A 12,467-nucleotide genomic window follows, 5' to 3' on the forward strand; every position below is an offset into this window, starting at 1 on the left:
CGTCGACCTCGTTTCCCGTGTCACCGGCCACCGGACCACCCCCGTTTGCGAACCCGCTCCGTTGACCAAATATCTGTTCCAACGTAGAGTTCGCGCTCACCCGAGTCAAACAACCGGAGGTTGCCGACAGCCGTGGACTTCTCGTACCCGCCGGAGGCCGAGCTGTTCCGCAAGGAGTTGCGGGCCTATCTGTCCGCCCACCTGACCGACGCGGTCATCGACAGCGACGATCGTCGCGGTGCCGACGACGGCGCGTTCGCGACGCTGCGAGAGTGGAACGCCACCATCGCCGACGCCGGCTGGGCCGCCGTGTCCTGGCCCCGCGAGTACGGCGGCCGTGGCGCCACCCCGCTGGAGCAGCTGGTCTACGCCGAGGAGACGACGCGGGCGCGGGTACCAGCCCCGCTCAACATCATCGGCATCAACAACATCGCCCCGGCGATCATGCAGTACGGCACCGACGCCCAGAAGGAACAACTGCTCAGCCGGATGCTGCGCGCCGACGACATCTGGTGCCAGGGCATGTCTGAACCCGAGGCCGGCTCCGATCTGGCAGCACTGCGCACCCGGGCCGTCCGCGACGGGGACCACTTCGTCGTCAACGGCCAGAAGATCTGGACCTCCCTCGGACACCGCGCCGACTGGTGTCAGCTGTACGTCCGCACCGATCCGGAAGCATCGAAGCACAAGGGCATCTCGTGTCTGATCGTGGACATGACCCTGCCCGGCATCGAGGCGCGCCCGCTCGTCACGCTCAACGGCAGCGCCGACTTCGCCGAGGTCTTCTTCGACGACGTGCGGATACCCGCGGACGCGCTTCTCGGACCCCTGAATCACGGCTGGCAGGTGGCCACCACCACCCTGAGCTACGAACGCGCAGCCGCCGCGCGGCTGTACGCCGAGATGCAGGTCCGGTTGCGCGACCTCGTCACCGATCTCGCCGCCACCGGATCAGCGCTCGACGACCCGACCACGCTGCGCCGGCTCGGGGAACTCGATGTGCGGATCGCGTTCCTCGAGGTGTTGTGCCGGCGCTCCATCTCGGCCGGGATGAACGGCGGCAACGGGTTCGCCACGGCCAGTTTGGCCAAGTCGGTCTGGGGCGAGATCGGTAAGGACATGGCTGCGCTGGCGTTCGACACCCTGGATCCCGGCGCCGCCGCGGGACGGTGGGACGAGTTCCGGCTGACCTCCCACGCGCTGACCATCGCGGGTGGCACCACCCAGATCAACAAAAACATCACCGCCCAACGGGTGCTGGGACTGCCGCGCCGATGAACCTCGAGCTCAGCGACGAACAGCTCGCCCTGCGCGACACCGTGCGCCGATACCTGTCCGACCGGGCGGGCATCTCGACACACGTGCGGCGCATGCTCGACGACCCCCGGGGCACCACCGACGAGGTCTGGCGCGGTCTGGTCGACCTCGGCGCGACGGCGCTGCTGATTCCGGTGGAACACGGCGGCGAGGCGATGTCGATGACCGACGCCGGCCTGGTGTGCGAGGAGCTCGGCGCCGCGCTGTATCCCGGCCCGCTGCTGTCCACCGCGGTGGCCGCACCGCGGGCGCTGGCGCGGTTCGGCGCCGACGGCGATCGCGCCGCCGCACTGTTCGGTGGCATCGCCGACGGCTCGCTGAGGGTCGCGGTTGCCGCCCCGGCGGACGGCGATGCGCTCACGCTGACCGAGCGCGACGGGTCCGTCACCGTCCACGGGTCGATCGAGGGCGTTCCCGACGCCGCCGCCGCCGACGTGCTCCTGGTGGTCGGCGCGGGTCCACGGCCGGCGCTGGGTGCGGTGCCCCTGACTTCCCCGCAGGTCAGCGTCACCGCTGAGGCCGCGATCGACATGACGCGCAAGCCGTTCCGGGTCGACCTCGACGGCGCTCGCGGCGATCGCGTCGCCGTGGCCGACGAGGGCGCGGTCGAGGCGCTCGTCGACGACCTGGTGATCGCCTGGGCGGCCGACGCGCTCGGTGCGGCCGGGCGACTACTGCAGCTGACGGTGGACCACGCGAAGGTGCGTCATCAATTCGGCGCCCCCATCGGCAGTTTCCAGGCCGTCGCGCACATGTGCGTCGACATGTACGAGGCCGTGGAGCTCGCGCGCAGCGGCGTCGCATACGCCCTGTGGGCGGCCGATGCCGCCGACCGCTTCGAGCGGCACCGGGCGGCGTTGCGGCTCAAAGCGTTCGCCGGACGGCTGGCCGGGGTCGGCGACACGGCGATCCAGGTGTTCGGCGGCATCGGGTTCACCTGGGAGCACGACGCCCAGCTGTACCTGCGCCGGCTGCTGGGATTCAGCCGATTCCTCGGACCGCCGGGCGAACACGCCGAGCGGCTCGGACGCGAACTCGTCAGGAGGACGACATGATCGATTTTAATGGACAGGTCGCAGTAGTGACCGGCGCCGGTCGGGGGCTGGGCCGGCTGTATGCCCTCGACCTGGCGCGCCGCGGCGCCGCCGTGGTGGTCAACGATCTGGGCGGCACGATGCACGGCAAGGGATCCGACACCGCTGTCGCCGACGATGTGGTCGCCGAGATCACCGCCGCCGGTGGCCGGGCCGTCGCGTCCTACGACTCGGTGGACACGGCCGAGGGCGGTCAGGCGATCGTCGACCGGGCGGTCGAGGCGTTCGGCCGCCTCGACGTGGTCGTCAGCAACGCGGGGATCTTCAACAGCATCCCGTTTGACGCACTCTCCGCGGACGACTGGCGGCGCATGCTGGCCGTGCACCTCGACGGCGGCTTCTACCTGAGCCGGCCCGCCTATTCACTGATGAAGCGGCAGGAATACGGCCGGTTCGTGTTCGTGTCCTCGTCGGCCGGCAACTTCGGCCAGCCGATGGAGGCCCACTATGCGGCGGCCAAGACGGGACTCGTCGGGCTGTCCAATGTCATCGCCATCGAGGGCGCCGCGCACGGCATCGCCTCCAACGCCGTGCTGCCCACCGGCTTCTCGCGGATGGTCACCGAGACCGTCGGTGACGAGAAGTTCCTCGCCGAGTCCGGGTTCATGCGAGCGATCCGGCCCGAACTCGTCGTCCCGTTGGTGACGTTCCTCGCGAGCCGCAACTGCACCTTCACCCACCGCAACTACTCGGCGTGCGCCGGCCGCTACGCACGGGTGTTCGTCGGACTCGGCGACGGCTGGCTGGCCGACGCGGCGAGCGATCCCATCGCCGAGGACATCGAGGCACACCTGGACGAGGTGTCGGCCACCGACAGCTTCATCGTGCCGGAGTCGATCGTCGACGAGGTGCTGCAGGTTTGCGAGCGACGGGGTATCAGCGCAATGCCCGACAACGCCGAGGTTGCCTTCCCCGAACGCGCGGGCTGAGCCCCCTCGGATCTGCGAGGTGAAGCTAGGATCTGCAGTGATGACGGGCGCGGACGCGAGAGGGCGCAACACCAGACGCAGTCGTCCTGCGGCCAATAAGGCCCAGGGTGGCAAGCGCCTCGCTGCCGTCACCAACCCGCCGTCGGTTGACGCGACCCGCCGCACCGAGATCCTCCAGACGGCGAACTCCGTCTTCGCGACCTCGGGCCTGCGCAGCTCTCTGCAGCAGATCGCCGACGCCGCAGGCATTCTCGCGGGCAGCCTCTACCACCATTTCGAATCGAAGGAAGCCATCCTCGTCGAGCTGATCCGGCTGTACCACGCGGATCTTGACCGTATCGGCGACGTCGCCCTGGCCCGCGTCGACGATGCCGACCCCCGGCCGGTCGCCGAACAGCTCACCGCACTCGGCCGTGCGATCGCCCGGTGCGCGGTAGAGCACCGCGCCGCGCTACAGATGTCCTTCTTCGAGGGGCCGAGCAATGATCCCGAGCTGCGCGAACTGACCACCCTGGCACCGTCGAAGATCCAGGCCGCGATGCTGCAGACGCTGCGTGCAGGGCGCTGGAGTGGCGAGATCCGGTCCGATGTCGACCTGCCCACCCTCGCCGACCGACTCTGCCAGAGCATGCTGCACGTCGGCCTCGACGTCATCCGGCACAACGCGGCATCCGATGACGTCGCCGCCTTGAAATGTCGGATCGCCCTGCACGGCCTCGCCGCCACCGCGCCACTGGACGCCGACCTGGACCGGTCGCACGCCTTCACCGCCGCCCAGGAGATCATCGACAGCTGGGTCGACACCGAGGACGACACCGACCTGAAGGCCGCTCACCTGCGGGCGGTGGCGCGCGCGGAGTTCGGCCGTCGCGGCTACGAGATGACGACCATCCGCGACATCGCGTCGGCCGCCGGCCTGGGCACCGGCACGGTGTACCGCATCATCGGCTCCAAGGACGAGCTGTTGATGTCGATCATGCTGGAGTTCGGGCACAAGGTCGGTGGCGGGTGGGCGGCGATCGTCCGCACGGATTCCACGACGGTGGAGAAGCTCGACGCCCTGAGCTGGTTGAACATCAACGCACTCGACCAGTTCCCGGACGAGTTCCGGATCCAGCTGGCCTGGCTGCGGCAATCGCCCCCCGACTCGGCCAACCCCGCATGGTCATTCGCCACCCGGATCCGTCAGATGAAGGCCCTGCTGTCCGAGGGTCTGCGCGCTGACGACATCCGAGTCGACAGCCCGACCGCGGACATGTTGAGCCGGTGCATCATCGGTGAACAGTGGATCCCGGAGAACATCCTGCAGGAGATCGGCACCCGCAACGCGCTGATCCTCGCCCGGGACACCACTTTGCGCGGGATCACCATCCGCACCAAGTGATCCCGGATCAGGGGGCGACGTCGCCGGGCCGGGCCCGCAGCGCCCCGAACCGCGGTATCCCCATCATCACCCGGATCATGTGGTGCATCGCGGACGGCGGCAGCACCCGGGCGGCCGCCACGAGCATCCGGGCGTCCGGACCCACCGCCCGCCGGTCGAAGGGTTTCGTCCCGTCCAGCGCCCTGGCCAGTCCGGAGGCGAACGCCTCGGGCGAGCGCGCGGCGTACCGCATCGCCGCCCGCCCCCGCCGGTCCATCGTCCGGTGGTGGCGCGCGTACGGGCCGTCGAGATCCCGGCAGTCCGTCGTGCCGGCATCGGTGATGATGTCGGTGTCGTAGGTGCCGGACACCAGCACGGTGACCCCGATCCCGAACGGGGCGACCTCGCCGGCCATGGATTCGCCCCAGCGTTCGAGCGCGGCCTTCACCGCCGAGTAGGGCGCGGTGGCGGGCATCCCCCGCACCCCGCTCTCGCTCGACACCAGCACGATGCGGCCCCGCCCCGCGTTCCGCATCGACGGCAGCAGCGCCTTCGTCAGCGCGACCGGGCCGAACACGTTGGTCGCGAACATCCTCTCCCACAGTGGAATCGGGATCTCCTCTACCATGCCCGCCGCCGAGATCCCGGCATTGTGGACCAGGCCGTAGGGGGCCCCGACCGACCGTTCGATGTCGGTCGCCGCCCGGCCCACCGACGCCGGATCGGTCAGGTCCAGCGTCACCCCGATGAGCCGGGAGTCGGTGGTGCCCGCGCCCGTCGCCTCCTGCAACCGGGCCATCCCCGCGTCGACGGACCGCATGGCCGCCACCACGGTCCATCCCCTGCGGTAGAGGAGCGCGGCCGAGGCCAGGCCCAGTCCCCGCGAGGCGCCGGTGATGACCACACTGCGCGCCCCGGTCCCCCCTGTCACCGGGCTACTCCTCGCCGAAGCGCGCGACCAGACGGGAGTTCACGCCGTCGGCCTCCAACCGGCGGGCCCCAGGTAGCCCGAGCCCATCCAACCCCGACGGGTCCAGTTGCCGAACGAGATCCGGGTACCGGGCGCTCCGGACGCGGCGGGCACCGACTTGACTCGCTCCAGCGCCTCTTTCACCCCGCGTGGGCTGAGCGGATGCGCATCGGCGACCGCATGCAGGATGGCCACCGCGACATCACGGTTGACCACCGGCACACACCACTGCGGGCGCCGGCCGGTCCGCTCCTCGAAACGGTCGAGGAAACGCTGACCCACCGGGTTGCCCTCGTCGTACTGGTCGATTCCCGTCCAGCCCATGAATGCGTTCCACATCACCTGGTTGATCCAGGCGTTCTCGAAGGCAGTGCCGGCGAACCGCGGCGGGTCCCAGTCCAGTTCGGCCAGTGCCGGATTGACGAACACCACACCGAAGCCGAACCCCGCGTGGACGATCGCCTGCGCCTTGGCCTCGTGCAGCGTCCGCACCGCGTCGCGCACATCCTGCGCGGTCTGTGCGATCGCCGCCTCGGCCACGATGCGGATACCACGCTGCCGGCAGGCCTTCCGGAAGTTCGCGATGTAGGCCTCACCGACCAGGGACTGCTCCACCAGCGCGCCGACCTCGGTGTGGCCGCCCTTCACCAGCAGGTCGGTCCAGAAGATCGGCTCGTCGAAGTGGGATCCCATGGGGAAGGCGAAGAACCACTCACCGAGTGCCTGATCGGAACCGGTCACGCTGATCGCGGGGACGCGGAACCGCTCGTCGAGCGCCTCCTTGATCGCCACCGCGTTGTCCCCGATGTGGGGCCCGAAGATCACCAGGCAGCCCTCGTCCACCAGTTCCTGGTAGGCGTCGATCACCGCCTTGACGGACCCCTTCGGCAGGCCCTCCACCTCGCGGTAGACGACCTCGACAGGACGATCGATGACGCCGTTCGCCAGAGCGTCCTCGAACACCATGTCGAACGGAAGGGTGAGGTCGTCACGGTAGTGCTGCGGGAAGTCCTCCGAGAGCAGGAAGTCCATCAGGTAGCCGATCTTGATCGGCTCGGCAGAACTCTCGTACGACACGGCACCTCCGGCCCCGACTGCAGATGGACAGTCAACCTAATCTTTGTTCAGACCCTAATGAAGCCGTTCGGGCCCGTCAATGGAGTCCTGCGCCCCGAGACCGTTGACCAAACATTCGTTCCGAACTATCGTCGGGCCGCATGGAGATGAACGATTTCGTACTGGTCTCGGTGGATGACCACCTCGTCGAACCGCCCGACATGTTCGAGGGCCACATCCCCGACAAGTACAAAGACGATGTGCCCAAACTGATTCAGCGCGCCGACGGCACCGATGCGTGGGTATTCGAGGGCCAGGAGGCGACCAACGTCGGCCTCAACGCCGTCGCGGGCCGCCCGCCGGACGAGTACGGCGCCGAGCCGACAAAGCTCAGCGAGATCCGCGAAGGGTGCTACGACATCCACGAACGCATCCGGGACATGAACGCCAACGGGGTGGCCGCCGCGCTGAACTTCCCCTCCTACCCCCAGTTCTGCGGTCAGTACTTCGCCCGCGCCCAGGACAAGGACCTCGGACTCGCCGTGCTGCGCGCCTACAACGACTGGCACATCGACGAATGGTGCGGCGCGTATCCCGGCCGGATGATCCCGCAGGCGCTCCCGCCGATCTGGGACCCCGAGCTGATGGCCGACGAGGTCCGCCGGGTCGCGAAAAAGGGCTGCCATGCGGTCACCTTCTCGGAGAATCCGACCAAGCTGCAGTACCCGTCGCTGCACGATCCGCACTGGGATCCGTTCTGGCAGGCCTGCAGTGACACCAACACCATCGTCAACCTGCATATCGGTTCGTCGTCGAGCGTGGTCATCACCTCGGTCGACGCCCCGGTCGACACGATGATGACGCTGCAACCGATGAGCATCGTGCAGGCCGCGGCGGATCTCATCTGGTCGCCCACGCTGCGCCGGTTCCCCGACCTCACCTTCGCACTCTCCGAGGGCGGCATCGGTTGGGTGCCCTACTTCCTGGAGCGGATCGACCGCGTGTACTCCATGCACCGTGCATGGACCCACCAGGACTTCGGCGACAAGCTCCCGAGCGAGGTCTTCCTCGACCGCATCGCGCTGTGCTTCATCGACGACAGCTTCGGCATCGAGACGCGTCACAAGCTCAACATGGACATGGTGGCGTGGGAATGCGACTATCCGCACTCGGATTCCACTTGGCCGGTGGCGCCGGAGACGCTCGCCCTCTACCTGGACGGCGTCAGTGACATCGAGGTGGACAAGATCACCCACGAGAACGCGTTGCGGCTGTACTCCTTCGACATGTTCTCCCATCTGCCCAAGGACCAGTTGACCGTCGGCGCGCTGCGGGCCCAGGCGACCGATGTCGATCTCGGCTTCCGGTCGTCGGAACGACTCAAGAAGTCGGGCACCGACACCGTGACCGTCCTGGACCTCGCCAAGGGCCTGCCGGTGTCGTCGTGACGGGATAGCCTCGCCGGCCACTCTTCCCACTTCCCCGCACGGCCTCTACCGGCGGTTTCGCGACGACGAGCCACCTCATGTCTGGGTGTCCTCTGGTAGCGTGAAGCAAACATTGGGTCGGTTCGCCGGCAGGATTCGCCCTCGCCGCCGGATGTCGTCGCGACGGGAGTAGGAGCTCGTGGAGATGTCGTGGGGCGTTCGCAGGTGACGGCGGGGCCACGCAGCGCGCCGGGGGGTGCGCTCGGCTCGCGTCCGTCCACCGGTCTCGCCCATGACGACGGCACCCGCCGCACCGAGATCTTGCAGACCGCCGCGACGCTGATCGCCACGTCGGGCCTGCGCACCTCCCTGCAGGAGATCGCGGATGCCGCGGGCATTCTCCCCGGCAGCCTCTATCACCACTTCGAGTCCAAAGAGGCGCTGCTGGTCGAGTTGCTGCGGCGCTACCACGACGATCTGGACCGCATCGCCGCGCAAGCGCAGGACCGACTGGACGACGCGGACCCCCGGGCGGCGTCCGAGCGGATCGCAGAACTCGGCACGGCCATCGCCCGCTGCGCGGTCGCACACCGTGCGGCACTGCAGATGTCGTTCTACGAGAGTCCCAGCCCCAATCCCGAGCTCGTCGAACTGGCCCGCCTCCGGCCGACGGCGACGCTGGATGCCATGTCGCAGACGCTGCGGGCGGCGCGCTGGAGCGGATACCTGCGCGCCGACGTCGATCTGTCGGTGCTCGCCGAGCGGATCTGTTCGACCATGCTGCAGGTCGGACTCGATGTGATGCGGCACCGGGCCGCCACCGACAAGTCCGCCGCCATGCTCAGCCGCATCCTGCTCGAGGGGGTCGCCAACGGACAGCCCACCGACGCCGAACTCGACGCGTCGGCTGCCTTCGTCGCGGCCGACCACGTCGTCGCCATGTGGCACGGCGACACCGACACCGGTGTCGACGAAAAGACGTCGCACGTCCGGGCGGTGGCCCGCAGCGAGTTCGGCCGGCGCGGTTACGAGAACACCACGGTGCGCGACATCGCCTCGGCGGCCGGGCTGGGCACCGGGACCGTCTACCGGCTGATCGGATCGAAAGATCAACTGCTGGCCGCGATCATGCGGTCGTTCGGCGAGAAGATCGCCGTCGGCTGGACCAGCGTGCTGCAGTCGGACTCGTCCACGATCGAGAAGCTCGACGCGATCAGCTGGATCCACACCAACGCGCTGGACCGGTTCGGCGACGAGTTCCGGATCCAGCTCGCCTGGATGCGGTTGTCCCCACCGGATACGCCCAACCCGGGCTGGCTGTACGCCAAACGGCTACGTCAGATGAAAGCATTGTTGGCACAGGCTGTTCGGGACGGCGAGATCACCGCCAACACCCCGTCGGTCGAGATGCTGGCGCGATCCGTCCTAGGCGTGAGCTGGATTCCGGAGAACATCCTGCGCGACATCGGCACGAGGGCCTCGCTGATCCACGTCCGAGACACCAGCCTCCGCGGCGTCGTCGCCGGTTAGCCCAGTCGGACGGGCAACCGTCCCCAGCCCCGAACCGAACTCGTGTGCGCCATCGCCGCGGCGCTGTAGTCGACCTCCCATTCCGGCCAGCGCTTAAGCACCTCCTCGATCGCGACTCGCGCCTGCATCCGCGCCAGCGCCGATCCCAGGCAGAAGTGCAGACCCTGCCCGAAGCTCAGATGCGCTCCGCGGCGGTGAATGTCAAAGCGTTCACCATCGGGGAAGTGGCGCTCGTCCCGGTTGGCCGACCCGTTGAGCAGCAGCATCACCGAACCCGACGGAACGCGCCGGCCATGGAACTCGACGTCGCGTGCGACGTGGCGGGCCTGCACGGGCGATGGGGCCTCGTAGCGCAACACCTCCTCGATCGCATGGGGGATCAACCCCGGATCGGCCACGAGTTCCGCGCGCTGATCCGGGTGATCGGACAGCAGTTGGCCGGCGAAACCGATCAGCCGGGTGGTTGTCTCGTTGCCCGCCCCGGCGATCATGCTGGTGTACGTCATCACCTCGGTGCGGGTCAGCTTCCGCACACCCCCCTCACCGTCCTCGATTTCGGCGTTGAGCAGTTGGGTCATCAGGTCGTCGGACGGATGCTCGGCCCGCCACTCGATGTAGCCGGTGAACAACTCGTACGCCTGCTCGAACGCACCCTCGGCGACGACGTAGGACGAGCCGTCCTTGAGGCCGATGGCGCGGTCGGTGTTGTCCCGGATGGCCTGCTGGCCTTCCTCGGGGATGCCCAGCAGGTAGCCGATCGTGCGCATCGGCACCATCGCGCCCAGATCGGCGATGAAGTCGAACTCCGTCGCCCCGACCAGCGGGTCAAGCGCACGCTCGCAGAACCGCCGGGTGAGCGGTTCGATCGCGGCCATCCGGCGCGGGGTGAACACCCTCGACAGCAGCCTGCGGTGCAGGTCGTGCAGCGGAGGGTCCTCGAAGAGGATGACGCCGGGCGGCACCTGCACCCCGCTGGTGATGATGTCCATCGTGGTGCCGTGGCCCGAACGGAACACCTGTCAGTTCGGCAACTCCCGCGACACTTCCTCGTAGCGGCTCAACGCGTAGAAGTCGTGCTTGTCGTTGTAGTAGAGCGGCGCCTCGTCCCGCAGCAGCTTCCAGGCCGGGTACGGATTGTCGTCGATGTCGAAGTCGAACGGGTCGTAATAGATCTCGGCGGTGGTCATGTCGACTCCCTCACTCGAAGGCGTAGCGGGGCAGGGTGTTCGGCATGTCCAGCGAGCTGAGCAGACCGGCCGGCGCCGCGACGACGTACGGGACGGCGTTGACCACGCGCATCGCGGTGGCCGCCATCGCGGCCCGGCCGGCGCCATGGCCCTCGGCGGCGCCGAGGTTCATCGCACAGTGGATGTCGGGGTCGCCGGAGACGTCGACCCGGTAGGTCGCGTCGAACTCCGATGTCGGCCAGTCCGGGCCCACATCGCGCGCCATCCGGATGATGTGCTCGACCACCACCGCCTCGCGACCGTTGACCACCCCGGCCGCCCTGGTGCGCACCGCGCCGCAGGTGCCCGCCGGGATGGTGCCGAAGGCGACCTCGATGTCGCGGTGGGTGACGCGCCGGTCCAGGGTGCCGCGCACCTCGGTGACCTCGACCCCCAGACCATCGGCGATCAGGTGGATCGGCGCCTTCCAGGCCATCTCGATGAAGCCCGGCGTCTTGAGCATCGGTTCGAAGTCCAGCGGCCTGCCGAACCCCATCCCGTCCATCATCACGTCCGCCACCGGGTAGTGGTCGTTGAGGGCGATCTCGGTGACCGTGATGACATCGATCTTCTTCGACTGCGTGGTGAGCAACAGTGCCAGTTGGTCGGAGCCGAACCCCGGGAAGATGCCCGACGCGTAGAACGAGGCGAGCCCCGATGTCGCCGCCTCCTGCAGCTGATCCCGCCAGTCCGGCGAGTAGTAGGCCGGCGGGTAGACCAGGCTGGTCGACGATGTCGACACGACGTTGATCCCGGCAGCGAGCAGGCGCAGGTAGTCCGGTACCGCGCCGCCGTCGCGGTCCGGCCCGCTCGCGGCGTACACCACGCAGTCGGGTTGCAGGGCGATCAGCGCGTCGGCGTCATCGGTGGCCGTCACCCCGAGCGGCTCCCCTCCGGCGAGTTCACCGGCATCCCTGCCGACCTTCTCCGGCGAGTGCACCCACACCCCGGCCAGCTCCAGGTCGGGTCTGCGGGCGATCGCGTCGATCGCGATGGACCCCACCCCGCCGGTCGACCAGACGACGGTGCGCAGGGGGGCGTTCGAGAGGGTGTGCACGACAACTCCTTTGCGTGGTGGGTCGGTCACGCGTGGCCTGCCGCCATGACCGCACGTTCGAGGTAGGGCCAGGCGATGTCGGGGGGCACGCCGGCGCAGAGCGGCAGCAGCGGCAGCGGCCGGCCCGCGCGGACGGCATCGGAGGCCTCGGCCAGCGTGAGGATTCGATAGGGTCCGCCGGACTCCCGAAGTGCCGCCACACTGTCGGCCCGCGAGATGCTGGCCACCGTGTCGTCACCGTGCCGGTAGGCCGCTGCGGTCTGCGCATCGTGCAGCAGGAAGGGCCCGAGCTCAGCCCAGGCCCGGTCGACGTCATCGGCGACGAACACCGCGGTGGGCGCATCGGTGACCGGGAACTGCACCATGCCCGGGGGGTGGCCGTGCGCACGGCATTCCGATTCGTAGAGTTCGCGCAGGTGCGGATCGGCGGTCTGGGAGATGAAGCCCAGGCCGTGCCGGCCCGCCCGCCGCGCCGCCGCCGCACTGCCGCCGGCGACG

8 protein-coding genes and 3 pseudogenes are annotated in these 12,467 nt (G+C 68.7%); 6 read left to right on the forward strand and 5 right to left on the reverse strand.

What is annotated here, in order from left to right; all coding sequences use genetic code 11:
* The first annotated feature begins 132 nt into the window (after positions 1-132).
* The 4 genes from Q2100_RS13105 to Q2100_RS13120 are packed head-to-tail and all read left to right on the forward strand — an operon-like array spanning position 133 to position 4,724.
* A complete protein-coding gene (locus Q2100_RS13105) occupies positions 133-1,278 on the forward strand; it encodes an acyl-CoA dehydrogenase family protein (protein ID WP_407667614.1) in 1,146 nt (381 codons plus the stop codon).
* A complete protein-coding gene (locus Q2100_RS13110) occupies positions 1,275-2,372 on the forward strand; it encodes an acyl-CoA dehydrogenase family protein (RefSeq protein ID WP_302914409.1) in 1,098 nt (365 codons plus the stop codon). Before Q2100_RS13105 ends, Q2100_RS13110 begins: the two co-directional genes overlap by 4 nt.
* On the forward strand, positions 2,369-3,340 hold the full coding sequence (locus tag Q2100_RS13115) for an SDR family NAD(P)-dependent oxidoreductase (protein WP_302914411.1): 972 nt from the start codon (positions 2,369-2,371) through the stop codon (positions 3,338-3,340). The genes Q2100_RS13110 and Q2100_RS13115 overlap by 4 nt, the downstream gene beginning before the upstream one ends.
* A gap of 40 nt (positions 3,341-3,380) precedes the next feature.
* On the forward strand, positions 3,381-4,724 hold the full coding sequence (locus Q2100_RS13120; protein ID WP_302914412.1) for a TetR/AcrR family transcriptional regulator: 1,344 nt from the start codon (positions 3,381-3,383) through the stop codon (positions 4,722-4,724).
* Positions 4,725-4,731: 7 nt separating this feature from the next.
* Here the strand turns inward: Q2100_RS13120 and Q2100_RS13125 are convergent, their stop codons facing one another.
* Positions 4,732-5,634: an SDR family oxidoreductase gene (locus tag Q2100_RS13125; RefSeq protein ID WP_302914413.1), complete on the reverse strand. Its 903-nt coding sequence runs from the start codon at positions 5,632-5,634 to the stop codon at positions 4,732-4,734.
* Between the two features lie 4 nt (positions 5,635-5,638).
* Positions 5,639-6,750 (reverse strand): annotated as a pseudogene (locus Q2100_RS13130) (ABC transporter substrate-binding protein).
* A 140-nt stretch (positions 6,751-6,890) separates the two neighbouring features.
* Between Q2100_RS13130 and Q2100_RS13135 the strand changes: the two are divergent.
* Positions 6,891-8,177, forward strand: a complete 1,287-nt coding sequence (locus Q2100_RS13135; protein WP_302914414.1) for an amidohydrolase family protein — start codon at positions 6,891-6,893, stop codon at positions 8,175-8,177.
* 189 nt (positions 8,178-8,366) lie between these two features.
* A complete protein-coding gene (locus Q2100_RS13140) occupies positions 8,367-9,686 on the forward strand; it encodes a TetR/AcrR family transcriptional regulator (protein ID WP_407667615.1) in 1,320 nt (439 codons plus the stop codon).
* Here Q2100_RS13140 and Q2100_RS13145 read toward each other — a convergent pair.
* From Q2100_RS13145 to Q2100_RS13155, 3 genes and pseudogenes are all read right to left on the reverse strand, one after another.
* Positions 9,683-10,873 (reverse strand): annotated as a pseudogene (locus Q2100_RS13145) (cytochrome P450). The gene Q2100_RS13140 and the pseudogene Q2100_RS13145 overlap by 4 nt on opposite strands.
* 10 nt (positions 10,874-10,883) lie before the next feature.
* Positions 10,884-11,969, reverse strand: a complete 1,086-nt coding sequence (locus Q2100_RS13150) for an NAD(P)H-dependent amine dehydrogenase family protein (protein WP_302914415.1) — start codon at positions 11,967-11,969, stop codon at positions 10,884-10,886.
* A 26-nt stretch (positions 11,970-11,995) separates the two neighbouring features.
* Positions 11,996-12,467, reverse strand: a pseudogene (locus Q2100_RS13155) (LLM class flavin-dependent oxidoreductase); the annotation flags it as partial.

Source organism: Mycolicibacterium arseniciresistens (genome assembly GCF_030519285.1).
Lineage (GTDB): Bacteria > Actinomycetota > Actinomycetes > Mycobacteriales > Mycobacteriaceae > Mycobacterium > Mycobacterium arseniciresistens.